This is a genomic window from Nocardia sp. NPDC051911, assembly GCF_040681035.1.
Lineage (GTDB): Bacteria > Actinomycetota > Actinomycetes > Mycobacteriales > Mycobacteriaceae > Nocardia > Nocardia sichangensis.
In genome coordinates this window covers 17,365-43,853 of the sequence record NZ_JBFAXY010000015.1, presented here as the reverse complement: position 1 = coordinate 43,853, position 26,489 = coordinate 17,365, and the positions used below count along the sequence as shown (strand labels likewise).

The 26,489-nt window shown below is 69.4% G+C and carries 29 protein-coding genes and 1 tRNA gene; 18 read left to right on the top strand and 12 right to left on the bottom strand.

The annotated features are described in order from the left end of the window. The gene (locus AB0L97_RS19850) at window positions 1-762 is read left to right on the top strand and encodes an alpha/beta hydrolase (protein ID WP_355077915.1); all 762 of its coding nucleotides are present in this window, start codon (window positions 1-3) and stop codon (window positions 760-762) included. Between the two features lie 91 nt (window positions 763-853). Here the strand turns inward: AB0L97_RS19850 and AB0L97_RS19845 are convergent, their stop codons facing one another. Beyond that, the gene (locus AB0L97_RS19845) at window positions 854-1,219 is read right to left on the bottom strand and encodes a helix-turn-helix domain-containing protein (RefSeq protein ID WP_355077916.1); all 366 of its coding nucleotides are present in this window, start codon (window positions 1,217-1,219) and stop codon (window positions 854-856) included. A gap of 102 nt (window positions 1,220-1,321) precedes the next feature. Between AB0L97_RS19845 and AB0L97_RS19840 the strand changes: the two genes are divergently transcribed. Then, the gene (locus AB0L97_RS19840) at window positions 1,322-1,816 is read left to right on the top strand and encodes a luciferase family protein (protein ID WP_364431452.1); all 495 of its coding nucleotides are present in this window, start codon (window positions 1,322-1,324) and stop codon (window positions 1,814-1,816) included. Window positions 1,817-1,845: 29 nt separating this feature from the next. After that, window positions 1,846-2,280: a lipocalin-like domain-containing protein gene (locus AB0L97_RS19835; protein ID WP_355077918.1), complete on the top strand. Its 435-nt coding sequence runs from the start codon at window positions 1,846-1,848 to the stop codon at window positions 2,278-2,280. Here AB0L97_RS19835 and AB0L97_RS19830 read toward each other — a convergent pair. Further along, window positions 2,241-2,708, bottom strand: coding sequence for a biotin/lipoyl-containing protein (locus AB0L97_RS19830; RefSeq protein ID WP_355077919.1), 468 nt, complete (start codon window positions 2,706-2,708; stop codon window positions 2,241-2,243). The two genes, AB0L97_RS19835 and AB0L97_RS19830, sit on opposite strands and share 40 nt — an antisense overlap. 15 nt (window positions 2,709-2,723) lie before the next feature. After that, a complete protein-coding gene (locus tag AB0L97_RS19825; RefSeq protein WP_355077920.1) occupies window positions 2,724-3,506 on the bottom strand; it encodes an SDR family NAD(P)-dependent oxidoreductase in 783 nt (260 codons plus the stop codon). Window positions 3,507-3,679: 173 nt separating this feature from the next. Between AB0L97_RS19825 and AB0L97_RS19820 the strand changes: the two genes are divergently transcribed. The 5 genes from AB0L97_RS19820 to AB0L97_RS19800 all read left to right on the top strand — a co-directional run bounded on the left by AB0L97_RS19820 (window position 3,680) and on the right by AB0L97_RS19800 (window position 9,426). After that, complete coding sequence (locus AB0L97_RS19820; protein ID WP_355077921.1) at window positions 3,680-4,099, top strand: nuclear transport factor 2 family protein; 420 nt, start codon at window positions 3,680-3,682, stop codon at window positions 4,097-4,099. Between the two features lie 26 nt (window positions 4,100-4,125). Next, window positions 4,126-4,734, top strand: a complete 609-nt coding sequence (locus tag AB0L97_RS19815; RefSeq protein ID WP_356960851.1) for a malonic semialdehyde reductase — start codon at window positions 4,126-4,128, stop codon at window positions 4,732-4,734. Window positions 4,735-4,857: 123 nt separating this feature from the next. After that, complete coding sequence (locus AB0L97_RS19810; protein WP_364431444.1) at window positions 4,858-7,029, top strand: glycosyltransferase family 39 protein; 2,172 nt, start codon at window positions 4,858-4,860, stop codon at window positions 7,027-7,029. A 142-nt stretch (window positions 7,030-7,171) separates the two neighbouring features. Beyond that, window positions 7,172-7,888 (top strand): response regulator transcription factor, encoded by a 717-nt coding sequence (locus tag AB0L97_RS19805; RefSeq protein WP_356960847.1) that lies wholly within the window; start codon window positions 7,172-7,174, stop codon window positions 7,886-7,888. Next, complete coding sequence (locus AB0L97_RS19800) at window positions 7,885-9,426, top strand: HAMP domain-containing sensor histidine kinase (protein ID WP_364431440.1); 1,542 nt, start codon at window positions 7,885-7,887, stop codon at window positions 9,424-9,426. Before AB0L97_RS19805 ends, AB0L97_RS19800 begins: the two co-directional genes overlap by 4 nt. A gap of 293 nt (window positions 9,427-9,719) precedes the next feature. On the opposite strand, the gene AB0L97_RS19795 is transcribed toward AB0L97_RS19800, so the two are convergent. The 3 genes from AB0L97_RS19795 to AB0L97_RS19785 all read right to left on the bottom strand — a co-directional run bounded on the left by AB0L97_RS19795 (window position 9,720) and on the right by AB0L97_RS19785 (window position 11,230). Then, entirely contained in the window at window positions 9,720-10,520 is an 801-nt protein-coding gene (locus tag AB0L97_RS19795) for a PIG-L family deacetylase (RefSeq protein WP_364431437.1), read from the bottom strand. A 22-nt stretch (window positions 10,521-10,542) separates the two neighbouring features. Continuing rightward, window positions 10,543-10,938: a hypothetical protein gene (locus AB0L97_RS19790; protein ID WP_364431434.1), complete on the bottom strand. Its 396-nt coding sequence runs from the start codon at window positions 10,936-10,938 to the stop codon at window positions 10,543-10,545. A 79-nt stretch (window positions 10,939-11,017) separates the two neighbouring features. Continuing rightward, a complete protein-coding gene (locus AB0L97_RS19785) occupies window positions 11,018-11,230 on the bottom strand; it encodes a hypothetical protein (RefSeq protein WP_355079860.1) in 213 nt (70 codons plus the stop codon). Window positions 11,231-11,500: 270 nt separating this feature from the next. On the opposite strand from AB0L97_RS19785, the gene galE reads away from it, so the two are divergent. Together galE and AB0L97_RS19775 are read left to right on the top strand one after the other, a co-directional pair. Next, window positions 11,501-12,478, top strand: a complete 978-nt coding sequence (galE, locus tag AB0L97_RS19780) for a UDP-glucose 4-epimerase GalE (protein ID WP_364431430.1) — start codon at window positions 11,501-11,503, stop codon at window positions 12,476-12,478. 459 nt (window positions 12,479-12,937) lie between these two features. Beyond that, window positions 12,938-13,411, top strand: coding sequence for a hypothetical protein (locus AB0L97_RS19775; RefSeq protein ID WP_364431426.1), 474 nt, complete (start codon window positions 12,938-12,940; stop codon window positions 13,409-13,411). A gap of 10 nt (window positions 13,412-13,421) precedes the next feature. On the opposite strand, the gene AB0L97_RS19770 is transcribed toward AB0L97_RS19775, so the two are convergent. Both AB0L97_RS19770 and AB0L97_RS19765 read right to left on the bottom strand, forming a co-directional pair. Next, complete coding sequence (locus AB0L97_RS19770; protein ID WP_364431423.1) at window positions 13,422-14,747, bottom strand: deoxyribodipyrimidine photo-lyase; 1,326 nt, start codon at window positions 14,745-14,747, stop codon at window positions 13,422-13,424. Window positions 14,748-14,904: 157 nt separating this feature from the next. Beyond that, complete coding sequence (locus AB0L97_RS19765) at window positions 14,905-15,528, bottom strand: lipocalin family protein (protein WP_364431420.1); 624 nt, start codon at window positions 15,526-15,528, stop codon at window positions 14,905-14,907. 239 nt (window positions 15,529-15,767) lie between these two features. Between AB0L97_RS19765 and AB0L97_RS19760 the strand changes: the two genes are divergently transcribed. Further along, window positions 15,768-16,613 (top strand): MerR family transcriptional regulator, encoded by an 846-nt coding sequence (locus AB0L97_RS19760; protein ID WP_355079869.1) that lies wholly within the window; start codon window positions 15,768-15,770, stop codon window positions 16,611-16,613. 362 nt (window positions 16,614-16,975) lie between these two features. Here the strand turns inward: AB0L97_RS19760 and AB0L97_RS19755 are convergent, their stop codons facing one another. Beyond that, entirely contained in the window at window positions 16,976-18,325 is a 1,350-nt protein-coding gene (locus AB0L97_RS19755; protein ID WP_364431416.1) for a TIGR01777 family oxidoreductase, read from the bottom strand. Between the two features lie 276 nt (window positions 18,326-18,601). Here AB0L97_RS19755 and AB0L97_RS19750 point away from each other — a divergent pair, with 276 nt between their 5' ends. After that, entirely contained in the window at window positions 18,602-19,408 is an 807-nt protein-coding gene (locus AB0L97_RS19750; RefSeq protein ID WP_364431413.1) for a nuclear transport factor 2 family protein, read from the top strand. Between the two features lie 91 nt (window positions 19,409-19,499). Here AB0L97_RS19750 and AB0L97_RS19745 read toward each other — a convergent pair whose 3' ends face one another. Continuing rightward, window positions 19,500-20,423: a sterol desaturase family protein gene (locus AB0L97_RS19745; RefSeq protein ID WP_355079874.1), complete on the bottom strand. Its 924-nt coding sequence runs from the start codon at window positions 20,421-20,423 to the stop codon at window positions 19,500-19,502. A 220-nt stretch (window positions 20,424-20,643) separates the two neighbouring features. Here AB0L97_RS19745 and AB0L97_RS19740 point away from each other — a divergent pair, with 220 nt between their 5' ends. Both AB0L97_RS19740 and AB0L97_RS19735 read left to right on the top strand, forming a co-directional pair. Next, entirely contained in the window at window positions 20,644-21,807 is a 1,164-nt protein-coding gene (locus AB0L97_RS19740) for a histidine kinase (protein WP_356960830.1), read from the top strand. Continuing rightward, window positions 21,804-22,475, top strand: coding sequence for a response regulator transcription factor (locus AB0L97_RS19735; RefSeq protein WP_355079878.1), 672 nt, complete (start codon window positions 21,804-21,806; stop codon window positions 22,473-22,475). Before AB0L97_RS19740 ends, AB0L97_RS19735 begins: the two co-directional genes overlap by 4 nt. A 195-nt stretch (window positions 22,476-22,670) precedes the next feature. Here AB0L97_RS19735 and AB0L97_RS19730 read toward each other — a convergent pair whose 3' ends face one another. Continuing rightward, window positions 22,671-23,477: a VOC family protein gene (locus tag AB0L97_RS19730; protein ID WP_355079880.1), complete on the bottom strand. Its 807-nt coding sequence runs from the start codon at window positions 23,475-23,477 to the stop codon at window positions 22,671-22,673. Between the two features lie 635 nt (window positions 23,478-24,112). On the opposite strand from AB0L97_RS19730, the gene AB0L97_RS19725 reads away from it, so the two are divergent. Genes AB0L97_RS19725 through AB0L97_RS19710 form a run of 4 tightly spaced genes read left to right on the top strand, consistent with a single transcriptional unit; the run spans window position 24,113 to window position 25,867 of the window. After that, on the top strand, window positions 24,113-24,538 hold the full coding sequence (locus tag AB0L97_RS19725; protein ID WP_355079882.1) for a hypothetical protein: 426 nt from the start codon (window positions 24,113-24,115) through the stop codon (window positions 24,536-24,538). After that, entirely contained in the window at window positions 24,535-24,834 is a 300-nt protein-coding gene (locus tag AB0L97_RS19720; protein ID WP_356960827.1) for an SH3-like domain-containing protein, read from the top strand. Before AB0L97_RS19725 ends, AB0L97_RS19720 begins: the two co-directional genes overlap by 4 nt. Further along, window positions 24,831-25,541 carry a thiocyanate hydrolase subunit gamma gene (scnC, locus tag AB0L97_RS19715; RefSeq protein ID WP_355079885.1) on the top strand — a complete coding sequence of 237 codons (711 nt, stop codon included), beginning with the start codon at window positions 24,831-24,833 and terminating at the stop codon, window positions 25,539-25,541. Before AB0L97_RS19720 ends, scnC begins: the two co-directional genes overlap by 4 nt. Next, on the top strand, window positions 25,538-25,867 hold the full coding sequence (locus AB0L97_RS19710; RefSeq protein ID WP_364431403.1) for a ScnB: 330 nt from the start codon (window positions 25,538-25,540) through the stop codon (window positions 25,865-25,867). Before scnC ends, AB0L97_RS19710 begins: the two co-directional genes overlap by 4 nt. A 146-nt stretch (window positions 25,868-26,013) precedes the next feature. Here the strand turns inward: AB0L97_RS19710 and AB0L97_RS19705 are convergent. Then, window positions 26,014-26,087, bottom strand: a tRNA-Met gene (locus AB0L97_RS19705). Window positions 26,088-26,489: the final 402 nt, after the last annotated feature.

Here is a 26,489-nt window from a genome sequence, read left to right as displayed (position 1 = left end):
GTGTCGACCTACCTGCTCATTCACGGCGCCTTCCACGGCGGATGGGTCTGGCAGCGGGTGACTCCGCTGCTGGAAGACGCCGGTCACCGCGTGCTGGCCCCCTCGCTGGTCGGTCTGGGCGACCGCGCGCACCTGCTGACCCCGGATGTCGGGCTCGACACCCATGTTCAGGATCTGATCGAGCTGGTCACCGCAGAGGACGCGACCGAAGTCGTCCTGGTGGGTCACAGCTACGGCGGCATCGTCGTCACCGCGCTGGCCGACGCCGTGCCGGACCGCATCGCCGAACTCGTCTACATCGACACGTTCGTGCCGCGCGACGGCGAGGCGGTGGCCGACATCATGCCGGGCATGGTCGATGCCTTCGCCACCGCGGCGGCCGCCACCGGCGACGGCTGGCTGGTGCCGCCGCAGACCGAACCGACCGGCGACGGCGGCCTCTACGGCGTCACCGCGGAACCCGATCTCGGTTGGCTGGCGTCCATGCAGACGCCGCAGTCGCTGAAGACCTTCCAGCAGCCGATGACACTGACGAATCCCGCCGCACTGGCGAAGATTCCGGTGACGCACGTCCACTGCGGCGAAGGCGGCGAGGACTTCAAGGCGATGCGCGCGGCCATGCCCCGCACCCTGCCACCGGCCGATCTGCCTCCCGACCGCCTCCATGTACTCCCCACCGGGCACGACTGCATGATCACGATGCCGCGCGAGTTGGCCGGATGCCTGCTCGAACTCGCCGCTCGACCAGCGCCCGCACCGTAGCGCCACCGCGCTCGGCGCTCGTCCGCGATGGCCGGCGCAGTGGCAGCGGCCGCCCTGGACCACGGATCACTCGTGTCTTCGGTAGGGCGGATCAGCCCGGGGTCTCTCCCGAGTCATAGGCGGCGCGGGCCGCGAGGACCTCGCCGAGGTGTTCGGACGACCAGGTCACGATGCTGCTGAACACCGGGGTGAGCGTTCTGGCCAGTGGGGTCGCCTCGTATTCGACGCGCGGCGGGACCTCGGGGTGGTAGGTGCGCGCGACCAGGCCGTCGCGTTCGAGCTGGCGCAGGCGCTGGGTGAGGACCTTGGGCGTCAGGCCGGGAATGCGCTGTTGCAGTTCGGTGAAGCGCAGCTTGCCGTCGTGGGTGAGCACCCAGAGCACCTGGGTGGACCAGCGGCCGAACACCAGGTCGATGACGGGTGTGATCGGACAAGGGTCGACCGGCGCGGTTGTCATACGTCCTCCCAGTAAGTCACTTTCCCCTTGGTTACTACTATACTTTGGAAAGTAACGTGTTTCCAGGGGTCGCGAATACGCGAAATCGAAGGGAGCACAGTCATGACGACGACAACAGTGGACGGCCGCCTGGATCTGCCACGGCGCTCCGGTGACCGGCCGCGCACTCGTGCGCACAATCCGCACCAGCAACTCGACCAGATCGCTCCGCCGGAGTTGCAAGAGGAGCTGTGGTCGCGGATGACCACGCTCGACGACGTTCTGCTCGGCCGCAGTGGAGTCTCCCTGCCCGACACCCGGGCCCTGCACCTGCGGCCGACGATCGCCCATGGACCCGGCGAGGCGTATCTCGCGGGCACCGAATTCGCCCACCTGCACGGGCACGGGGACGGCAGTCTGCACATGTGCCTGCCGAAAGACACTGTGGCACAGTCGGTTCGGTTGGGCTGGGCGGAGGCGCATCCGATGGTCCGGCGGGGATACCTGCCCGGGACGCTGGTGATGGTGTACGGGCCGCGCGATCGCGAGGAGCTGGACGTCGTCTGGCAGCTGGTGCGGGCCAGTCACCGCTTCGCCCGGCAACCGGCTACAGCGTGATTAGAGCGGCGGCCGCCATCGTCGGTGTCATGAACGCAACCGATCTTGTCGGCACCTGGGAACTGGTCTCCTACTACGACATCGACGAGCAGGACGTCACCAGCACGGGACCGCTCGGCGACGCACCACGCGGCCTGCTGATCTACGGCGCGCACGGTTACATGTCGGTGAGCATGATGCGCACCGACGGAGCCAAGGGAGCCACCCCGTTCATGGGGTACGCGGGCACCTGGCGGCGCACCGGCACGGAGGTGGTGCACGCGATCAGCGTCTGCTCCAACCCGGCTTGGGCGCGGACCGAGCAGGTGCGGCAGATGTCGCTGAACGGCGACGTGCTGACGCTCATCGGCGCCGCACAGGTCGGCGGGCGGACACAACGCCGGGTGCTCACCTGGCGTCGCGGCCGCCCGCTCGAAACACACCGTCATTCCGGCGAATACGAGAACAGGGGCTCGTCGAATTGAACCGGTTCGCCGTCTTCCTTGAGGATCCCGGTGATCACGCCCGCCTGCGCCGTCACCGGGATCATCAACTTCATCGCCTCGACGATGCCGACCTGCTGCCCGGCGCTCACCCGTTCGCCGACCTCGACGAACGGGTCCGCGCCCGGCTCAGGGCATCGGTAGAACACGCCGACGCTGGGCGCGCGGACGACCGCGCCCAGCGCGGGAGCCTCCGGCGCGGCGACGGCTTCCACCGCGGCCGCCGCGATCGGGGCGGGCAAAGCCGCCCACTCGGCCTCTACGGTCACCTCCCCCACCTGGAAGCGCAGTGCGCTCGGCTGCTGCGGAAAGCCCGCGAGCAACTGCAACGCGCCGGTCTGGATCGCCTCCAGCACCCGCAGATAGTCCTCGTGTCCGGTGGTGGGGACGTTCTCCTCCACTGCGGTCATTGCCGTCACTCCTTGTCAGTAATTACCCAGGCCGCCACAGACGTTCAGCGCCTGCGCGGTGACGGCGCCCGCTCCGGGACCGATCAGATAGTCGACCATCGCCGCCACCTCGAACGGCTGCACGTAGCGGCCGATCGGCACTCGCGCGCTGACCCGGGCGTGCACCTCGTCGGTGTCCACGCCCCACAGCCCCGAATACACCTCCCGCACCCGCTCGGCCATCGGCGTCTCCACGAATCCGGGGCACACGGCGTTCACGGTGATCCCGGTCTTGGCCAGTTCGAGGCCGAGCGCTTTGGTGAAGCCGACCACGCCGTGCTTGGACGCGGAATACGGGGCGCCGTGCACCACGCCCTGTTTACCGCCGGTGGAGGCGATGTTGACGATGCGGCCGCTGCCGCGCTCGAGCATGCCGCCCGCGTTCAGCACCGCCTTCGTCATCAGGAACACGCTGTTGAGATTGGTGTTGATCACGTCGAACCACAGTTCGTCGGTCACCTGCGCGGTGACGCCGCCGCCGCTGCGGCCCGCGTTGTTGATCAGGATGTCGATCGGGCCGTAGCGCCGCACACCCGCGTCGACGTACTCGCGGACCTGCGCGGCGTCGGCGACGTCGCAGACGGTGCCGTCCACCTCGTGACCGTCGTCCTGCAGACTCTTCACCGTGTCGGTCACCCGCTGCTGATCGCGAGCGCAGAGGAACACCGCGATCCCCTGGGCCGCCAGGCTTTTGGTGATCTCCAGGCCCATTCCGCTGGTCGCTCCGGTGACCAGCGCGACGCGCCGATTTTCCGCCATGACTCCTCCATCGGTCGAACTTCCGAACTCGCCGGGCTTCTCGACCACCAGGGTCGACCCGCGTCCTATAGATCCGGTCAACCGCGGACGACGGAGGTCGGCTCAACCGAGGCTCTAGCGTCGTGGACCACGCTGGCGTGCAGCCGAGCCCCGCCGCGACCACAGGAGCAACCATGACCACCGTCGCCAGCCGCACCGAGTTGTACGCCGAGGTCCAGCAGTTCTACGCCGAACAGATGCAGCGGCTGGACAACCGCGACATCCCCGGCTACGCCGCGACTTTCACCGAGGACGCGGAATTCGAGCACACACCGGGCATTCCGCCGGCCCGGACCAGGGCCGGGATCATCGCCGACCTGGTCGAGTTCCACAAGCGCTTCGAAACCGACCCGATGCAGCGCAGGCATTGGTTCAACATGATCAACCTGCAGCCGCAGGACGACGGGACCATCGTGTCCACCGCCTACTGCCTGGTGGTGAAGATCCGCCCGAACAGCAAGCCGGAGATCGCGCCGAGCTGCGTCGTGCACGACGTGCTCGTCCGCGCCGACGGCGCCTTGCTGACCCGGTCGCGGCGCGTCGTCCACGACTGATCCGACCACTATCGAGGAGAAACCCTGTGAACTCCGTTCAGCCGGACTTGCTCACGCTCGCCGCCGACGCCGGGGACCTGCTGTTCCGGGAGGCCCGCACGGCGAACGCCTTCACCGACGAGCCGGTCACCGACGAGCAGATCCGCGCGATCTACGAGCTGGTCAAATACGGACCGACCTCGATGAATCAGCAACCGCTGCGGATCGTTCTGGTGCGCAGCGCCGAGGCCAGGGCCCGGCTGGTCACCCACATGATCGACAACAACAAGCCGAAGACGGCCGCCGCGCCGCTGTCGGCGATCCTCGCCGCCGACCTGAATTTCCACGAGCACCTGCCCACGGTGTTCCCGCACGCGCCGGAGGCCAAGGACTACTTCGCGGACGCCGACTACCGCGCGGAGTCCGCGCGCTTCAACGCCCTGATCCAGATCGGCTACTTCATCCTCGGCGTCCGTGCCGCCGGTCTGGCGGCGGGCCCGATGAACGGCTTCGACGGCGCGGGCCTGGACGAGGACTTCTTCCCCGGCGGCGAATACACCGGCCTCGTCGTGGTCAATATCGGCAAGCCCGGCCCGAACGCGTGGTTCCCGCGTTCGCCGCGACTGGCGTACGAGGAGGTGGTCAGCACGGTGTGATCCCGCCGAGCGAGTGATGAGGGCCGCTCGGCCGCACAGCGCACTCCCAGGTTTGCCCCAGCTTGCGGGCAGGCTGCCTTCCTAGCCTTCGAGCAGAGGTTCAGACGAAAGGAAGGCGAAATCATGGCGCTGATCACGAGCGTCCCGCCGGGCGTCGCGGCCGACGAGCGACTCGTCGGCGCCCATCGCGCACCGGCACGCCGGTCCCGGGCGGATCGCGTGTTCTTCGGGCCCGCGACCCAACCGCGATGGGCGCGCCCGGCGTTGTTCACGCTGCTCGGCGCGACCGCGGTGCTGTATCTGTGGAATCTGACGATATCCGGTTGGGCGAACGAGTATTACGCCGCCGCGGCGCAGGCGGGCACGCAGAGCTGGAAGGCACTGCTGTTCGGCGCGCACGACGCGGGCAACGCGATCACGGTGGACAAGCCGCCCGCGGCGCTGTGGGTGATGGGGCTGTCGGGGCGGCTGTTCGGATTCGGCTCGTGGTCGCTGCTGGCGCCGCAAGCGTTGATGGGCGTCGGCTCGGTGGCCCTGCTGTACGCCGCGGTGCGGCGGTGGAGCGGGCCCGGCGCGGGCCTGCTGGCGGGTGCGGCGCTGGCGGCGACTCCCGTCGCCGCGTTGATGTTCCGCTTCGACAACCCGGACGCGCTGCTGACCCTGCTGTTGATCGCGGCGGCCTACTGCACGGTGCGGGCGATCGACTCGCACGACCCGCGCTGGCGTTCGGCGAGCACCGGCTGGCTCACGCTGGCCGGTGTCGCCATCGGTTTCGCGTTCCTGACCAAGATGATGCAGGCGTTCCTGGTCCTGCCCGCCCTGGGTTCGGTCTTCCTGGTCGTGGGCGCGGGCGGATTCTGGTCCCGCATCGGCAAATTGGTCACCGCGTGCGCGGCCATGGTGGTCGCGGGCGGCTGGTACGTGCTGCTGGTGGAGCTGTGGCCCGCGGATTCGCGCCCGTACATCGGCGGGTCGACCGACAACAGCCTGTGGGAGCTGGCGCTCGGCTACAACGGCATGGGCCGGTTGCTCGGCGGCAGCGGCAATCCGAGTGGAGGGGGTTCCGGCGGCCCCGGCGGTGGCGGGGGCATGGGCGGCGCGTTCGGCGGCGACACCGGCCTGGCCCGGCTGTTCAGCGGCAGCATGGCGACCGAAGTGTCGTGGCTGCTTCCGGTCGCGCTGATCGGCTTGGTCGCCGGGCTCTGGCTGAGTGGCCGCGCGCCACGCACCGATCGGCTGCGGGCGGGGATGATCCTCTGGGGCGGTTGGTCGCTCGGCACCGGCCTGGTCTTCAGCTACATGAGCGGCATCATCCACCCGTATTACACGGTGGCCCTGGCGCCGGGCGTCGCCGGTGTCGCGGCGATCGCGGTGACGCATCTGTGGCGGCGGCGCGGGCACGTGGCGGCCAGGATCACCTCGGCGCTGCTGTCGGCGGTCACCGGCGCCTGGGCCTTCGTGTTGCTGAACCGCACGCCGGACTGGCTGCCGTGGCTGCGCTGGACGGTAGTGGCCGCGACGGCGATCGCCGCGGTGGCGCTGCTGGTGGGCGCGCACCGGTCGCGCCGGATCGCCGTCGCGATCGCGGCGACGGCGTTGCTCGCCGGATTCGCCGGGTCGACGGCCTACGCGGTCGAAACGGTCACCCACGCGCACAGCGGCGGCATTCCTACCTCCGGGCCCGCGCAGGCGGGTTCCATGGGCGGGCCCGGTGCGGGCGGAGCCGGTGGTCCGGGCACGGGAGCGGACGACGGCCGCGCGGAGGCCGCCGACGGAACGTCCGGGGCCGGCCGCGCGGCTCCCCCCGGCCCAAGCCGGCCGACCGGAGAAGCGGCTCCCACCGGCAGCGAACTGCCCACCGGAGACATGGCGGCCGACGGCGGCATGCCGACCGGTGACGGGGCTCCCACGGGCGGCGCTCTCGGCGGCGGTGGACCGGGCGGCAGCGCCGACAACGCCGAGCTGAACGCCCTGCTGAAGGACACCGACAGCCGGTGGTCGGCGGCGAGCATCGGCTCCGGCACCGCGTCGAGCCTGGAATTGCGCACCGGCACGTCGGTGATCGCGATCGGCGGCTTCAGCGGCGGCGACGACGCGCCGACGTTGGCTCGGTTCCAGCAGTACGTGGCCGATGGCGAGGTGCACTGGTTCATCGCGCAGGGGCAGGGCATGCGGCCCGGCTCCGGGGGCGAGAAGTCGGCCGCGGACGAGATCGCCGAGTGGGTGAAGGCGCACTACACCGCGAAGACGGTCGGCAACGTCACGGTCTACGACCTGACCGCACCCACCAGCTGACGATTCCGATCCCCGCCGACGGAGTATCGCCGCGTCCCGCGACGCGGCGATACTCCGTTCGCGTGTCCGCGCCCGCGCGGCTCCCAGGAAATACCCAGCTTGCTCGCAGGTCGCTCCGGGTCTGCGGCGTAACCATGGGATCATGACCGGCACCGAACCCGAAGCCCGCGTCCTCATCGTGGACGACGAACCGATGATCATCGAACTGCTCGCCGTGAGCCTGCGGTTCCAGGGCTTCGAGGTGGCCACCGCGCTCAGCGGAACCGAGGCGCTGGACCGCGTGCGCACCTTCCGGCCGGACGCGCTCGTCGTCGACGTGATGATGCCGGGCATGGACGGTTTCGGGATGCTGCGGCGACTGCGCGCCGACGGGGTCGACGCCCCCGTGCTCTTCCTGACCGCGCGCGACGACGTCGACGACAAGCTCACCGGCCTCACCCTCGGCGCGGACGACTACGTGACCAAGCCGTTCAGCCTGGAGGAGGTCATCGCCAGGCTCCGAGTCATCTTGCGCCGCAGCGGAATACAGTCTCTACAGGAGAACGCCAGCCGGATGGCGGTCGGCGACCTGGTGCTCGACGACGACAGCCACGAGGTGTGGAAAGCGGGCGCGCCGGTGTCGCTGTCGCCGACCGAGTTCACCCTGCTGCGGTACTTCATGGTCAACGCGGGCAAGGTGCTGAGCAAGCCGAGGATCCTCGACCACGTCTGGCGCTACGACTTCGGCGGCGACGCGGGCGTGGTCGAGTCGTATGTGTCGTACCTGCGGCGCAAGATCGACACCACCGAACCGAAGCTGCTGCGCACGCTGCGTGGCGTGGGATACGTGCTGCGCGAACCGCAGGTGAGCCGGACGTGAGCGTACGGGAGCAGCTCGCGCGGCGGGTATCGGCGGTCCCGCTGCGGATAGGGCTGGTGATCGTGCTGCTGCTGTTGACGGCGGCGGCGTTGTTCGCGTCGGGCGCTGCGGTGACCTCGGCGCTGAGCCGATCGCTCACCCAGCGCACCGACGAGCAGCTCTACGACGCGGCACGGCAGTGGGCGGAGCCGCGTCCGATGCGCCAAGTGACCACCGGCGACGGTCGCGTGCAATGGATTCCGGCCGACCTCCCGGCCCTGCCGGTGCAGCCGAGGTCGGCGGGCGAGCAGCCGCGCCGGTTCTTCGAACTGCGTACCGGCGCCGACGGGCAGGTGTATCAGGACCTGCCGGGCGCCAACAGCGCCGCGGGCAGCCCGGATCTCAGCGGCGCGAAAGCCCACACGCCGCAGACGGTGGGTTCCGCGGACGGTTCCTCGGTGCGCTGGCGTGTACTGACCACCACCAACCAGTACGGCTCGACCACCATCGGCCTGCCGCTCACCGACAACCAGGAGACGGTCTCACGGCTGATCTTCTTCGAGATCGGCACGGGGGCGGCGGCACTGCTGGCCCTTGGCGCCGTCGGCTACCTGGTCATCCGGCGCAGCCTGCGGCCCTTGCGCGAGGTGGAGCAGACCGCGGCGGCGATCGCAGGCGGCGACCTGCACCGGCGGGTCCCGGTGCGCGGCGTCGACACCGAGGTCGACCATCTGGCGCGGTCGTTGAACGAGATGCTCGCGCAGATCCAGCACGGCGTGGCCGCCATCGAGGCCTCGGAGGAAGCGGCCCGCCGCTCGGAGACGCGGATGCGCCGCTTCGTCGCGGACGCCAGCCACGAACTGCGCACGCCGCTGACCACGATCCGCGGTTTCGCCGAGCTGTACCGTCAGGGCGCCAGCAGCGACGCGGGGATGGTGGTCGGCCGGATCGAGGCCGAGGCCGAGCGGATGGGTCTGCTGGTCGAAGATCTGCTGTTGCTGGCGCGACTGGATGAGAAACGCCCGCTGGAGCGCAAACCCGTCGACCTGCTCGCCCTCGCCGGCGACGCCGTGCACAACGCCAGGGCCATCGCCGCCCGCCAGAAACCCTCGCCCGAGGCGCCGGATCGCCCGATCACACTGGCACTCGGCGACGGCGAGGGAACCATGGACGTCATCGGCGACGAGGCCCGCCTGCGCCAGGTACTGGGCAACCTGCTCGGCAACGCGCTGACCCACACCCCGCGGGAAACGCCGATCACGGTGCGGCTCACGGCCGCCCCCGACCGTGTCCGGGTCGACGTGATCGACGCGGGCCCCGGCCTGTCTCCCGAGGCCGCCGCCCGGGTGTTCGAACGCTTCTACCGCGCGGACGCCTCACGCACTCGCACCAGCGGCGGCGCCGGCCTCGGCCTGTCCATCGTCCAAGCCCTGGTGACGGCCCATGGCGGACGGGTGTCGGTCGACAGCGAACCGGGACGCGGTGCGACCTTCACCGTGGTGTTGCCTCGGGAACCCGCCGATACGCGCTCCGCAGGTGAGCGCATGCCACCGCAGTAGGCCGCCGCGAGAGAGGCTTCCGCGCCGAACCTCACCGCTCACCTGACGCAACCGTCGAATACCGGTCGGCTTCCCGTTGACGCGCGAGCAACCAGCGGCCGTGCTCTATCGGCATCGACGCCCCGGCTGGGAGCGCCCGGGTTCGGCGCGGTCCCGGCGACGCTCGTCCGGATCGAGTCGGCACAGCCCGCGCCTCACGACCCGCGCCGAAATGAATGCTGCTCGCGTCGAGAAATCTCGTCGGCGCAATCGCGCAAGTAACGCGGTGGGTCGCGCACCCGAGGGCACACCGCTCAGCGGGACGCGGGCCGGAAGATGTCGTCGAGCGGAGTTCCCGAGGTCGAGGTAGCGCCTTCTTCGGCGAACCACTCCCAGCGCATCACCCGGGCGAGCACCGGCGTCGGCATGCGAAGTAGCACCTTCGCGATGGCCGCGAAGCGGCTGGAGCCCTCGATGATCGACCGGTGGGCGGCCAGAGCCCTCTTGCGGCGGGCGGCTTGGGCGGAGACGTCGATCCGGTGGGTGATCGCCGAACGCGGACTGTAGAACGAGTCGAGCACCGATAAGTCGTAGTGGAAAAGTAGTCCCAGCCGCGTCAGCGAACGCACGAAGCGTGCGTAACCATCGCGGGGCAGGGTGGCATCCAGAACGCGCGCCACTTCGGCGAATTCGGCCGCGCGTTTGCCCACTTCGTGCACGCGGATGTGGTCGCGGTGGCCGTACCCTCCGTTGCGGTCGTAGCTGAGCAGGATCTCCGCGTTCTCCTCGCGCAGGATCGCGGCCAGCCGACGCGCCGCGTCCTCGGGGTCCGCGCGGGCGAATCGCATCCGGTCCGGCGGGTCGGCGTACAGCACCGGGCCGTGCCCGCTGTCGGCGTAGCCGAGGTGCGCTACGCGGTGCACGCCGAGGGCGGCGGCGCTCGCCTCCAACTCACCGAGCCGCAGCGCCTTCCGGCCGTCGAGATCGGCCATATGGCCGTCGGTGGCCACCACGATGACGGTCCGGTGCCCGGCGGCGGACAGTCCGGCCAGCGTCCCGCCGGTCAGCAGCGTCTCGTCGTCGGGGTGCGCGTGGAATGCCACAACGGTCGCCATCGCACCAGTGTGCCAAAGACATTCACAGCAGATCCCTGGCCAGCCTGGTCGCGCCGACGAGCATGTACCCGCCGGTCAGGGCGACCAGCGCGACCGCGGTCGGCCGGGGGACGTCGCCGCGCAGGACGCGCACCCCGCCGTGTGTCGTGTCGAGGATGTCCACCAGCAACGCCAGGCGCTGCCAGCGCGGCAGCTCCTCGGCGGGCGCGGTGAGATACCCGATGCCGAGCGCGATCGCCCGCGCGCCGAAGATCCGGGTCATGTAGTCGAGTTCGGGCGTGGGCCGCACGCCGAGCGCCGTGGTCAGCGTCCGCGGGGCCACGAGCGCGGCCGAGCCCAGCGCGACCCGCCCGAGCGCCAAGCCGCGCAGCGCACCGGCCAGTGCGGAGCGGTTTCGCCGCCTGCTGTTCGTCACCATGCTCCGAGCCTCGCCCACAATGCCGATCAGGTCGATTACCAGCGAGGTAATCGACCTGATCGGCGGCGTGTCGAAGGACTCAGGGCAGCGGGACCCACTGGTTGAAGAACCAGAATCCGTGCGGGCTCGGCTGCGGGTCCTGGTGGTGCTGCTCGGGAACCGGGCCGCGGCCGTGGTCACGATCGTCGTGGCCAGGATCCGCGCTCGCGACGCCCGCGCCGACGCCGACCGCCGCCAGAGCGATGCCTCCGACGGCCGCGGCCTTCGCCACCTTGGACTTCAACGCCTTCATACTCGTTCTCCCTTGGTATCGGCCCGTGGGGCCATCGGCCGGACTTCGACCGCGAGAACGATCCTCGGCCCGGGATCTCGAGGGAGCCCGATACTGCGCTGGGAAATAGCTGGCAGCCGGAGCGATATCGCCAGCGAATTCACAGCTTCGACAGCGTTCCCCGGCCGGGCTCGGACGCGATGATGGTTCGGAACCCGGACCCGGCCGCCGGCGCCCTCGTCACGGCCTACTCTGAGATCTTCCGCCAGCCACCCCCAGGAGAGGACATCCGTGAAGCTTCTCGTCACCGGCGGCGCCGGCTACATCGGCGGCGTCGTCGCGCATCAACTCGTCGACGCGGGCCATGAAGTGGTGATTCTCGACGACCTGTCCACCGGCTTCCCGGCGAACCTTCCCCCGCGCGCGACGTTCCACGAGCTGTCGGTCCACCGCGTCGCCGATGTGCTCACCCCGGCGGCGGGCTTCGACGGCGTGCTGCACTTCGCCGCCAAGATCGAGGTCGCCGAATCGGTCGCGAATCCGGAGAAGTACTGGTGGAACAACATCGAAGGCTCGCTCGCCCTGTTGCGCGCCGTTCGCGCCGCGGGCACCCCGCGCCTGATCTTCTCCAGCACCGGGTCGATGTACACCGGCGACGGCAGCACACCCTTCGACGAAAGCGCCGAGGTGCGTCCGGCCAACCCGTACGCGGCGACCAAGGCGACGGTGGACCTGATGATCGCGGGCGAGTGCGGCGCGAGCGAACTCGGCGCGGCGTCGCTGCGCTACTTCAACGCCTCCGGCGCCGTCGTCTCCGGTGACACGCACCTGGGCGAGCGGCACGAGCCGGAGTCGCACCTGATCCCGATCCTGCTGCAAGCCGCTGCGGGACAACGTGATTCGTTCACCCTCTACGGCACCGACTACCCGACGCCGGACGGCACCTGCATCCGCGACTATGTGCATGTGGCCGATCTGGCCGCCGCGCACCTGCTGGCGCTGGAGGCCATCCGTCCCGGCGAATACGAGGTGTACAACCTCGGCAACGGCAGCGGGTACTCCAACCGGCAGGTGCTCGACACGGTGCGCGAAGTCACCGGACGCGACTTCCCGGTCCACTACGGCCCGCGCAGGCCGGGTGACCCGGCCGTCTGCGTGGCCGCGAGCGGCAAAGCGGGGACCCGGCTCGGCTGGAAGCCACAGCGCCCCGACCTCGCCGACATCGTCTCCGACGCATGGGAGTTCCACCGGTCGGTGCACGGCGACTGATCGACCGGGAGAACGATCCAGCGAATCTCCGTGATTCCCGGGCAACCTTCGTCGGCGGGCCCGGGAAACACGAGTCGCTCAGAGGATGAGCAGGATCAGCGCCTTCTGCAAGGTGTCCACGATGCGGCCGATGGTGATCGCGATTTCGACGGTGCCCATGACAGGCCCCTTTCCTCGGACATGGCAAATCCTCGACACATCAATTCAAACGCGCGCGAACGGGATTCGCCAAGCTCGCGCGGGAACCCAGGTGGTCGAGGCGGCTTGATCCGCGTGTCCTCGCTCTTCGAATCATCTGTGTCGCGGCACCGGTCGCGACCGCGGGGCGGAACGTCGCCCCGCGCCAAACCTTTCGATCGACCGTCAGGAGCACCTGTGACATCGTCGCAACCGTTGGCCCGGAGACACTCGCACGACTGTTCTCGGCGGGCGGCGGATACGGTCGGGCGGGCCGCGGCGATGCTCGACATGCTCCCCGTCGTTCCCGACGCGGTACACGCTCGGCTCTCGGCACTCGCCGAGGACATCGCGTGCGAGCCGAACTGCGATCTCACCCGCGCTTTGCGCGATGTCGTGGTCCACCTCGCGGCGACAGCCGAGCTCGCCCACCGGCACCGCGTGACGGCGCTCGCGGACGAACTCGCCGAGATCATCGGCATCGTCGAGGAATGCGGCCGGAACACGGCCCGATCGTTCGCGGCACCGTGGGATCCGGTCGGGGCGGCGCGCTATCGCGCCGAGATCCTGCGGCTCGCGGGCGACGCCGACGACGCGTTCCGCCGCTTGTTCGCACGGTGGTACTTCGACATCGACGATCTGGCGGCGATCGCCGGGATGCGGGATGTCGGCGACGAACTGGAGAACGTGATCAGAGCCTTCGAGTCGGTCGCCGACGCCGTGCTCGTGCAGCCGCCGAACGAGCTGTCCGGGTGACTCGGCCCCGCTACATCCCGACGACGTCGATGATCGGCGGCGGATAGTCCGCCGGATCGACGTTTTCCCGCCACGGTCGGTGAATGCGCGCACCGGGTAGATGCGCCAGCTCCGGAATCCAGCGCCGGACGTACGCGCCGTCCGGGTCGTAGCGCTGCGCCTGGCGCAGCGGATTGAGCACCCGGTTGGGCCTGGTGTCGGTCCCCGTACCCGCGACCCATTGCCAATTGAGCTGGTTGTTCGCCAGATCGCCGTCCACCAGCCAGCGCAGGAAGTGCTCCGCTCCGACCCGCCAGTCGACCAGCAGCGACTTGGTCAGGAAGCTGGCAGTGATCAGGCGTGCCCGGTTGTGCATCCAGCCTTCCGCGCGAAGCTGCCGCATGCCCGCGTCCACGACCGGGTGCCCCGTGCGCCCGTCCCGCCAGGCGTCGATCGCCTGCTGGTCGTCGCGCCAGCGGATCGAGCGGGGACGGTAGTCCGACCAGGCCGCGGACGGGCGGGCGGCCAGCAACTGGTGGTAGAAGTCGCGCCAAGCCAGCTGCCTGGCGAACGCGTGGCCGCCCTCGGTCGACATGTCGACCCGGTGCGCCAGTTCCACCGGCGACAAGCAGCCGAAATGGAGGTAGGGCGACAGCCGTGAGGTGGCGTCGGCGGCGAGGTCGTCGTTGTCGCGCGCGTAGTGTTCCACCGGCCCGGACAACCAGTCGCGCAGGATCTTCCGGCCCGTCGTCTCACCGCCCACCGTGAGCTGGGGCGACGTCGGGCCCGCGCACAGCTCGGCCGCATCCGGCAGCGGCAGGCCGAACACTCGCGGCACCGTGAGGTTGCGCGGCTTGTTCAGCGGCTTGCGCTGTGGCGCGTCGGACCAGCGCCGGAAATACGGGCTGAAGACCGCGAAGTGGTCGCGACCGGTGGCGGGCAGCAGCGTCTCCGGATCGGCGGCGGTGACGGTGGCGGGATGTGTGTGCAGCAGGCAGTCGCGGCGGGAGAGAAGCTCGCGCAGCGCGCGTTCCCGCCGGCGGCTGTAGCCGCTGACGTCGGCGGCGACGTGCACGCTCGCGGCGCGCACCTGCGCCGCCACGCGATCGACCTCCGCGGCCACGTCACCGCGGCGCACGACCAGGCCGCCGCCGATCGCGCGCAGTTCGTCGTCCAACTCGGCGAGGGCGGCGGCGAGGAACCTGGCTCGGTTGGGCGCGGCGAAGCGGCCGGAGAGGATGGCGTCGTCGAGCACGAACAGCGGCACCACCTCGGCGCCCTCCCGGTGCGCGGCGGTCAGCACCGGATTGTCTCGCACCCGCAGGTCGCGGGTGAACAAAGCGATCGTGACGGTCACCGCGCACGCTCCCGACATGCGGCGCGAATGGTCATTCTCGAGCCTCCTTCGGACGGTGCGGTTCGTGCTCGGCGCCCATGAGGGCCGCGCCGGGACGGCATCGGGCGGCTCAGCCATACCGCGCGACGCGACCCTCGCGAGCGCCGAACACGCCGGATCACCCCGCGCAGAGCGGGACGATGCGCGACTCACCGCCTGTCGTCGGTGAGGTCAGATACAGGCAGGTGTTCTGGCCCGCGGCGGTGATCGCCGCGCGGACCTGCTGCCACGCATCGGCCTCCAGCGACACCGCGCGAGCCAGGACGAATCCGGACGCCCGGCTCGGGTCGGTGACCACCGCCCACGAATAATCCGGGCCGAGCGCGGTGACGATGTAGTTGGTCGGCCCGTCCAAGGCGTCTTGGGTCGGCACGCTGGGGAAGCTGACGTGCAGTTGCGCCCCGGTCTCCCGATCGTTCACCACCGCGGTGCCGTTGATCTCGTTCTGCGTGTTCGCCCACGTGCTGCAGGTGTTGCGCACCGCGATATTGCCCTGCGGATCGAGCGCGTAGTTCGCTTGCGTGTCCCGCGCGCAGGCGAGGTTGAAGTACTGCGGGATGGCGGCGAGTTGACGCCACGTGCCCAGATATCGCTCCAGTTCGAGGCGCGGCACCGGCGCGGGCCCCGCGACCTGGCCGGGCTGCCCCGAGGCGCCGCCCGCCGCCAGCGCCGTGACGGACAGGGCCGACACCGCCGCGACGAGCAGGCGGGTGGACGTACGCAGCAGATTGCGACGGTGCACGCTAACTCCTCGGAAATCGGCGACGCGGTCCACACTAGCATAGAACGATGCATAATTGATGCAAACAGCTCTTCCCGGAGGACCGATGACACCGCGGACAGCGCCCCGGCTCACGGCGACAGCCCGTCGGCTCACGCGCGACCGCCCGGCCCGGGATCGAGGATGACGTGGCGCCGCCGCGCGGACCCGTCGACCGGCCGGGTGGAACGAATCCCGTCGGCGGCGGGCAGAATAGTGCGATGCCCGCCGGTCCCGTCCCCGTGTCCGACGCGGCCGGATACACGGTGCGCGCGGTCGCCGAACGCCTCGGTATCCCGACCGCGACGCTGCGCAGCTGGAACCGCCGCTACGACATCGGCCCGCCGCAGCACCGCCCTGGCAAGCACCGCCTGTACACCGAGGCCGACATCGCCATGCTCGAGCGGATGCTGACCCTGATCCGCGGGGGCGCGAGCCCGGCGGGCGCGGCCGCCGCGGTGCGCGGGCCAGCGCCCACCCTCGGGCGCCGCGAATCGTTGCTGGAGGCGGCCTTCGCGTTGGACACCACCGCGGTCTCCGATCGAATCGAAGCGCATGTCCGCGCGTTCGGCGTGGTGGACACCTGGGATCTGCTGTGCCGACCGGCTTTCGCCGACATCGTCGACCGTCAGCTCAGCGGTGAGGGCTGCATCGATGTGGAGCACTTGCTGTCCTGGTGCGTGATCTCGGTGCTGCACCGGACGAACCCGCCGTCCGCGCCCGTCGGCACGACGCCGGTGGTACTCGCCTGCACCAGCGGGGAAACGCATTCGCTTCCGCTGGAGGTGCTGCGCGCGGCCCTCGCCGAACGCGGCGTGGGGGCGCGGATGCTCGGCGCCGACGTGCCCGCCGCCGCGCTCGCCGACACCTTGGCCCGGTTCGAAAACCCCGCCGCCGTGCTGCTGTGGTCGCAGCAGGAGTCCACCGCGCTGACCTCCGCGGTACGCGCGTGCCTCGGCGCGGGGGCCCGAGTCCTGGTCGGCGGCCCCGGCTGGGAGGCGGTCTTCCTCCCCGACGGCGTGGAACGTGTCGACAGTCTGCTCGACGCCGCCGACCTGCTCGCCTGAGGCGTCGAGATACGCCGGAACGGAACACTCGCCGCGGATCGTTCTCCGGCGCAGATCATGTGGGACCCGATCGACGACTGACGGCACCGATCCTTCTCCCACTATCGATGCAAAATTGATGCGTGGCCGAGAGGCGTATCGCTGTCGCAGCGCCACAGTAGGAAGACGGGCGATGATCGAGCACACGCCACCGCCATCCCAGCTCTCGCCAACCGTCGGCAGCGATGCGCCGTAACACGATTCGGCCCTCGCCTACACAACGCCTCGCGTCGACCGCGGCCACCGACCGGACGCGACTCGCCCATGAACGACTTCCCGCCGGACCCAGAACCGCCTCAGGCGTCCCCTCGGTGTCGCCGAGGTCAGTCCGCGGACCTGCCGAGCAAGTGCCGCAGCGCCGGTTCCAGGGCCGGGGTACGGAACGGGTGACCGGCTTCGGTCAGTCGCGCGGGCACGACACGCTGGCTGGCCGAAGCCACTTCCCGGTTGCCTTCGCGCCCGAGTAGCAGCGCCGGACCGAACCCGGGTACCGGAAACAGTGCGGGCCGATGCAACACGCCCGCGAGGACCTTGGTGTACTCCGCGTTCCGAACAGGCTGCGGTGCAACCGCATTGACCGCGCCAGACAAGCCGGTGTCCCAGAGCGCCCGATGGTAGACGTCGATCAGGTCATCGATCCCGATCCACGACAGCCACTGTCGACCGTCACCGATGCGCCCGCCGAGCCCGGCCGTGAACAACGGGCGCAACAGCCGCAGCGTGCCGCCGCGCGGGGACTGCACGATTCCGGTGCGCACGCGCACCACCCGCACCCCCGCCTCCGCGGCGGGCGCCGTCGCGGCCTCCCATCCTTCGACCACGTCGGCGAGAAAGCCCGCACCGCGCGCCGACTGCTCGGTCAGCGCCTCGTCGCCCCGGTCGGCGCCGTAGTAGCCGATCGCGGAAGCGCTCACGAACACCGGCACCGCCGCCCGGGCCGCCACTTCGGCGAGTGCGCGGGTCGGTCCGATCCGGCTGTCGGCGATGGCTCGCTTGTGTCCCTCGGTGAACCGGCCCGCGATGGAAGCACCGGCCAGATGCACCACCGCGTCCACGCCGTCGAGCAGATCCGGCGCGGGATCGGCGGTGACCCACTGTCTTTCGTCCGCGGCGCGGGGTGGATGCCGGACCAGCCGCACCACGCGATGACCGCCGGCGGACAGGAACGCGGCCAGTGCCGAACCGACCGTGCCGGATGCTCCGGTCACCGCGACGGTCTTCGACACGAGCCCCGCCCCCGCCGCCCGCGCGTGGGCCGCGAGATCGTCGGCGAGCTGCCGGTGACGGTAGGCGAACATGGGGCGCAGCACCGCGGCGGGCACTGGCGCGTCCACCCTGTCCACCACCCGGGTGCGCGTCTCGTCGACGACCTCGAAATCGTGGGTGTGCCGCCACGGCAGCAGCCCGGCGGGCAGCGACCCGATTCCGTCGACGGTCACCGCGTCGACGAATCGGCGCGGCGGGTCGTACTCACGAGGATCGTGCCGGGCCACCCAGCGCAGTCCGCCGGGCAGTCCGAGCACCGCCCGCCCGTCGCAGAGCGAGTCCGATTCGGCGCGGGGCGACACCGGCTGCCAGGGCGGCGCCAGGCGGGTCATGGCGCCGGGGCGCGCGTGCCAGGCGAAAACCTCGGACCGGGGTAGATCGATGACGCTCGCGTACTCGATACCCATGACCCGACTGTAGCCCGAAATCGCCCAGACGCAGCGTTTCCGCATCGTTTTAGCCAAACTTCCCGAAAAACCGCAGGAAACTACCCGCGACAAATTGGTCCGATGCAATCCATCTGGCTCGATAGATTCGCGAGCGGCACAGGCCCCGGTGGATCAGTCCATCGAGTTCCCTTGTCGCGCGGAGGCGACCGGCGCGGACACACCGGATCACGACGCCAAAACTAGAACTTGTTCTACCATATGTCGAGTCCGGCTCACGTCGACGGAGGTTCTGCCATGCCGCTGGATCACTCGAGCGCAGCGCTGCTGACGGCCGTCGAGGCGTCGCCGCTCGCGGTCGCCGCGCACGACAAGTCCGCGTGGGTCGGCCTGTTCGCCCCGGACGCGGAGGTCAACGACCCGGTGGGCTCGCGCCCGCACGTCGGCCGCGCCGCCATCGAACGCTTCTACGACACCTTCATCGGGCCGAACACCATCGCGTTCCGGGTCGACCGCGACCTGGTCCATCCGCCGACGGTGCTGCGCGACCTGACCATCGTCACCACGATGTCGACCGGCGCCACCGTCTCGGTCCCGATGCATCTGCGCTACCGGCTGGTGGAACAGGACGGCGTCTGGAAGATCGCCTACCTGGCCGCGCACTGGGAGCTGGCGGGCATGATCTGGCAGCTGTTGCGCACCGGGCTGCCCGGCCTCGCCGCCGCGTTGAAGCTCGGACCGCAATTGATCGTCAACCAAGGCGTCGGCGGGGCGCTGGGCATGCTGCGGGCGCTCGGCGGCGTGGGTCGTCGCGGAAAGCGGGCTACTACAAAGCTTTTCGCCGCCGCGGCGAGCACCGACCTCAGCCGCGTGCGCGAGCTGCTCGGGCAGCGAATCGACATCGAACTGCCCGCGGGCACACCGGTGTCGATGGAGGAGTTCACGAATCGGGCGCGCAACATGCGCTGGAGCAAGGTGATCGCCGCCGGACGCACCGTCACGGCGAGTGTGCGGCTCGGCGCGATACCGGGAGTCGCGGTCGTGGAGTTCGCGACCGATGGCGACGGCATCACGAGTCTGCGGTTCTATCTCGATTCCGTCTGATCCGAGCTCACGTCATCCGCCGCTTTCGAACGGCACCGATGCCGCCGGTAGCCGGACGGCCGGTGCCGCCCGGCTACCCGTCACCAGTCGATCAGGACGCGAGTCGCACGGCTGGGACGTGCTCCTCGGCGCGGACCGGCGGCTCGATCGAGGCAGGCGGTGCGGGGTGCTCGGTCCAGCCGGGCGGGCCGAAGACGTACCCGAGCCGCCCGCGCCAGGTGCTCGCGCCGCGCACGTCGCGGATCAGCGCCGCCAGTTCGTGGTAGTTGACCTTCAGCGGATTGTCGGTGCCGATGTTCTTGGTGAGGCCGTAGCGGACCGGTTCGGACTCGGCGGCGAAGCTGCCGAACATGCGATCCCAGATGATCAGGATGCCGCCGTAATTCTTGTCGATGTAGGGCTTGTTCGACCCGTGATGCACGCGGTGGTGCGACGGGGTGTTGAACAGGAATTCGATCGGGCGCGGCAGCGTCTGGACCCGCTGGGTGTGGATCGGGAACTGGTAGAGCAGCCCGATGCCCTGCAACAGGAAGATCATCCAGGCCGGGAAGCCCAGCAGCGCCGCGGGCACCCACGCCAGTCCACGCAGGATGTTGGGGATCGGATGCAGCCAGGAGAGGCGCAGCGCGGTGGAGAGGTTGAAGTGCTCGCTGGAGTGGTGCACGTTGTGCGCGGTCCACATCAGCCGGACCCGGTGATCGGCGCGGTGCGCCCAGTAGTAGCAGAGATCCGTCACGATCAAGCCGAGCACCCAGACCCACCACGATCGCGGCGACAGGTGCAGCGGCGTGATCGCCGCGGCGACGACGACCGCCGAGAACGGCACCAGATGCTGCATCAGCGGCTTGACCAGCCTGCCCAGCGTGAACGTCGTCACGTTGGATGCGGTGTCGCTGGCCGATCCGCCGTTGCCGGATCGGTCGGGATCACGGCGGTAGGCGATCCACTCGACCAGCATGAGCGCCGCGAATGCTGGGATGGCGTAGGTCAGCAACTCGAACTCCACACGGCCCATGGGTACTCCTTCTTCGTCTGCCGTCGATCCCCGACGCTACGGCCTCGGGCCTGGGAAGACATCGCGCCGACGAGGGACTTCGCGTCCCCCGCACGGGGGACGCGGGCGCGTCCGCACCCGGGCAGAGTTGTCGTCCGTGCGGCGTCTTCGGACGGGGCCCGATCATTAGGATCACCCTCAGGGCTCGGCACCGGAACCGAATGGAGGCGGTGACGAACTGGTGGACGTGAGCAGGTCGCTGGCTCGCCAGTCGGTGGTGGTCGCCGTGGTGGCCGCCGCCATCGACGCGGTGGTGCTCGGTCTGTGCGGCGTGTTCGCGGTGGCGCCGTGGCAGACGGTCGCCGCCGTGACGGCGATCGTCGCCGCCGATCTCGCCCTGGCCGCGCCGCCCCGGACGGCGGGCGTGGTCGCGGCGGTGCAGGTGCTCGTCCGGCTCCTGGCCGCGCTGCTGCTGTACCGGCACGGATTCCCGGTGCGATTCGCCGACGTCGGGTTCCTGGTGGCGGGATATCGCGCGGGGGCATGGCTCGCCGGGCCGACCTCCGTGCTCACCATGCTGCTGCTGTGCGCGGGAGTCGCGGGAGCGCACCTGTTCACCGACAGCGCCGCGGCGCACGACTGGCGGCTGTTGCTCGCCGCGACCGTCTCCGCGGGCTGCGTACCGTGGCTGGTCGGCCGCTACACGGCGGCGCGCGGCGCCTACATCGCCGATCTGGAGCAGCGCGCCCGATTGCGGCAGCAGGAGCACCGGACGGCCGTGGAGCGCGCGGTCACCGATGAGCGGGCCGCCATCGCCCGCGACCTGCACGACGTGATCTCGCATCACGTCAGCGCGATCGGCATCCACGCGGGCGCGGCGCGGCTGGCCCTCGGCGGCACGGCGAGCGAGGCCGCCGCCCGGTCGCTGTCCGCGGTGGAGTCCAGCAGCCGGGCCGCGATGGTCGATCTGCGCCGCCAGCTCGACCTGCTGCACGGCCACGAGGACGAGGGGCAGCGCCAGCCGGGACTGGCCGACATCGACGGGCTGATCGAGCACGTCCGCGCGGCCGGGCTGGACGTCGAGACAAGCGTGCGCGGCGAGGCGGTGGAACTGCCGGACTCGCTGAACATCACGCTGTACCGCATCGTGCAGGAGATGCTGACCAACGCGCTGCGGCACGGAGACGGTACGCACGCGCGACTGGAGGTGGAGTACCTGCCCAAGCGGGTGGTGCTGCGCGCGACCAATCCCCTCGCCCCCGAACCGGTCACCGCGGACACCTCGGTACCGCGTGGCCTCAATGGAATCCGCCGCCGCGCCGAGCTGTTCGACGGCGACCTGGACTACGGCCGCGACGCCACGCACTGGCACACCACGGTGTCGGTGCCGATCGGAGGATCGTGAACCTGCCCATCCGCGTCCTGATCGCCGACGACCACAGCGTGTTCCGTTCCGGCCTGCGCGCCGTCGTCGACAGTCAGCCGGATCTGGATTGCGTCGCCGAGGTGAGCGACGGCCGCGCCGCGATCAGCGAGACCGCCCGGGTACGACCGGATGTCGCGATCCTCGACGTCCGGATGCCGAAACTGGACGGGCTCGCCGCCACCGCCGCGATCGTGGCCGCGGGCGGCACGCACGTCCTGGTGCTCACCACCTACGACAGCGAAGCCAACCTGTATCGCGCCCTGCAGGCGGGCGCCAGCGGGTTCCTGCTGAAGAGCCTGCCGCCGGAAGAACTGGTCACGGCCATCCGGATCGCGGCGCGCGGAGACGCGCTGATCGATCCGTCGATGACCCGCCGTCTGGTCTCCCGCTTCGCGACCACGCTCGCACCGCCGCGCACCCCACCGGAGGTCGATCAGCTCACCGCCCGCGAACTGGAGGTGCTGCTGTTGCTCGCCGACGCGCGCAGCAATGCCGAGATAGCCGCTCAGCTCGGCGTCGGCGAGGAGACGGTGAAGACCCACGTCTCCCGCATCCTGGCCAAACTCGGCGTCCGCGATCGCATCCACGCCGTGGTCTACGCCCATCAGCACGGTCTGGTGTCGCCGGAATCGGCGCGCTCCGACTGACCCGGTATACCGACCGTGGCCTGGACCTCGACGAATCGTCGCACCCTTCGGCACGAGCGTCGTTCATGAACCGTGTCGACCGGGCCCTACGCTCCCGCGCCGCGAGCCGGGAGTCCGTCGACACCCCCGCCGAAACCACGATTGCTCCGGCGGCGACAAGCGAGCGCAGCGGCTCGGTTGTCGCCGCCGGACGACTCACGCGCCGGTCGGCGGCTCCCCGACTGTCGTCGTCGGGTCGATGAGGCCGAAGACCTCACCCTGCGGCCCCTGGACGAGGCCCATGCGGCCGAAGGGACTGTCGTCGGGTCCGGACATGACGGTGGCGCCGAGATCGCGCGCCTTGGCGAGCGCGTCATCGGTGTTGCCGACCTGGAACCAGGCCAGCCAATACGACGGGTTGTCGCCGGGCATCTTCGTCGAGTCGTTGATGCCGCCGACGGCGTCCCCGCCCTGCGGCAAGCTGAAGGTGGAGTAGACGAAATTCTCGCCGTCGCCGATTTCGGAGTACTGCCAGCCGAACACATCGGCGTAGAACTCCTGGGCCTTCTTGTAGTCGCTGGTGTGCAGTTCGTTCCAGCAGTAGGCGCCGTGCTCGTTGTATACCCCCGCGCCGCTGTGGGCCTTGGCCTCCCAGATCCCGAAGACCGCGCCGGTGGGGTCGGCGCCGACGACCATGCGGCCGACATCGAGTACGTCGAACGGTTGCATCATCAGCGAACCGCCCGCGGCGTTCACCTTCTCCGCGATGGCGTCGGCGCTGTCGGCGGCGAGGTAGGTGGTCCACACCGACGGCATCGGCATGCCTTCCGGCTTGGGTCCGATGCCCGCGGCCGCGCGGCCGTTGCGCATCGCCATCAGGTATCCCCCCGCCTCGGGCGGGCTGTCCTGGATCTCCCAGCCGAAGAGTGCGCCGTAGAATTCGCGGGCGCGCGCCGGGTCGTCGACCTGGCAGTCGACCCAGCACGGTGTTCCCTGCGGCCAGCTTCCGTCATGAGTGGGCATTGCGGGTGCCTCCTGATACGGGTTGCCGAATGTGCGGCCGAGACAGCCGGCACACGGCTAGTCAACCATCAGCATTCCGTTGGAGTGGGCCGATTCAGCCGACACTCCGGTCCTGTTCGCGAGCCTGAGACCAGGCGAAAGACCCCCTACACAGATCAGTCCCCGGTAGTCTCGTCGTTTCCGCGATCCTCAGTCGTCGCTGAGTCTCCGGTTTTGCGACTGGCTTGCCGGGGGCCTAGCCGGATCCTGGGTCGGTGTCTTCACTGCCTACCGACGTCTCAGCTGACAGTGCGCTCACCTACCGGTGCTCCGGTGTAATGACTAGTTTCCTCCACATTTTCCGCTAGTCAAGAGGGTCGGCAGCGCAATTCTCCGAGCCGGGCGCGCCCGTCTTCGCCGCGCCACAGGCATCCTTCAGCAAATCGATCTCGACGTGTACGCTCGGTATCCGAACCATGCGATTGTGACTGGGGTCACACCCGTCGTCCGACTGCACCCGCCTGCTGGGCGGGCCGTCCCGTTGGAGTTTCCATGGCGCTCGTTCCCCCTCCAGTTCCTACGCGGGAAGGCGTGCGCGAGCACACCTGCCGCAACCGCCCCGCCGTGGACCCCGGATCCGTCACTTCGGAGACATGATGAGCGCACCGAACCGATTCGACGAGTTGCAGCATCGCGTCGCGGACCTCGCACCGGTCTTTCGCGAGCCGCTGGACTCGCCCTACGAGATCTCGAACGCGTTGTTCGCCGCCCTCCGACACGTTCTGCACGACGTGGGCGGCCAGCCGGACACTCCGGTCGAGTACCGGGAGAAGGAGGAAGAGGCCTGGGAGATGAGCACGTACGTCACCTGCGAATGCCTCGGCTGGCGCGGCGTATGGAACTCCGAGGAACGCAGGCGAGCGGAGAACGACCTCGGCGCGACGCTGTACTTCGGTCTCCCCTACTACGCGCGCTGGGCGACCGTCGCGGCGAAGACATTGGTCGCCAAGGGATTGATCACCCCCGACGAACTGTCGGCCAAGCTGGACGAAGTACGCGCACGAATGGAGGCGCGCACATGAGCAGGAGATACCGGATCGGCGACCGTGTGCGCGTCCGCGACGCCACGTCGATGTTCCACACCCGCACCCAGGCCTACACCCGCGGGCACATAGGTGTCGTCGTCGAGTACCGGCCGGAGTGGATCATCCCGGAGGACGAGGCATGGGGACGGGACGACGGTCGCGTCGAGCCGTTCTACGTCGTGCGATTCCGCCAGAAGGATTTATGGCCCAAATACACCGGCTTCGACGTCGACACCCTGGAGACGGAGGTCTCCGAGCGCTGGCTCGAGCCCGCGGAGGAGGATGCCCAGTGAGCCGGACCCACGATCACGACGCGCACGCGCCGATCCGGACCAGCGAGGAGATCAGCGAATTCGAGGTGCTCGAGACGGCGGTGCGGGAACTCGCCATCGAGAAGGGGCTCTTCTCCCAGGAAGACCACCGCAGGTTCGCGGAGTGGGCCGAATCGGTGGGTCCGCACGGCGGATCGAAGCTGGTCGCCAAGGCGTGGACCGACCCCGAGTTCAAGGCCCGCCTGCTCGCCGACGGCACCGAGACGTGCAAGGAGATCGGCATCGACTGGCGCGATCCGACCGGATCGGGGACGCCGAGCGACTACACCTACTTCTACGTGCTGGAGAACACGCCCGAGGTGCACAACGTCATCGTGTGCACGCTGTGCTCGTGCTATCCGCGACCGGTGCTCGGGATGTCCCCGGACTGGTATCGCACGCCCAACTACCGTCGCCGCCTGGTGCGCTGGCCCCGGGAAGTGCTCGCCGAATTCGGCTTGCACTTCCCGCCCGACGTCGAGATCCGCGTGCACGACTCCAACCAGAAGTCGCGGTTCATGGTGATGCCGATGCGCCCCGAGGGCACCGAGGGCTGGACCGAGGAACAGCTGGCGGCCATCGTCACCCGGGACACGATGATCGGCGTGGCGCTGCCCCAGGCCGACTGGACCGCACAGCAGCCACCGAACCGAGTCGAAGCCGCCGCCGAGAAGGAGGGACGCCCGTGACGAGCGGTCCGTACGAAGTCCTGCTGGAGACCTTGGACCCCGCGTCGCACCGGGAGACCTCGCTGCTCGAGCTCGACGGCAAAGCCGACCCGTGGGAGTCCAGCATGCAGGCCACGTGCGAATGCCTCTCGTGGCGCGGCGCGTTAGACAACCTGGAACGCCGCCACGCCGAGGACACACTGGGCGAGACGATCTATCGCGACTTCCCGGTACGCACCCGATCGGTCGTCGTCACGGCGCACACCCTGATGGATCGCGGCGTGATCAGCCCGAACGAATTACGCGCCCGCATGGACGCCGTCCGGGAGCGATTCCACCGGCAGTAGCCCCGCGCGCACCGCGGCCCGACCCGAACGGCCCGGAGCCTCGCCGGTTCCGGGCCGTTCCGGCTCGGAACGACAGCGATGCCGAGGTGCTGCCAGATCAACGCAAAACGGCTCCGGAACCATGTTCCGGAGCCGTTTTCCCTTAGTAGCGGGGACAGGATTTGAACCTGCGACCTCTGGGTTATGAGCCCAGCGAGCTACCGAGCTGCTCCACCCCGCGTCGGTGAACACAACATTACACATGGGTTCGCAGAGTCTGCAAATCGCCAGCTCAGAGGCGGTTTCGACGAGGTGAACAGACCGCACGACAGGAACATCCGCCCGCCACCGAACTCCGGAACCATCCCGCAGCAATCACGATGCCGCACATTTCCACACCGCGCCCTCAAGATTCACCACCGAAAACGCACTTCAAACGTGACCTACTTCACCATTTCAGGGTGATCTCACTCACATAACGATGCGATAACTTCGCACGGAATCAGCGTGTTGACGACGTTTCCCACCTGGTAAAACTCGCATATTCGAGTTATTCGAATCATGCAATTCCGGCGTTATCAAGATGTGATCTGCTGAGAATTCTTCGTTACCGTCACTCCACGGCCCGGATCATCCGAGACGG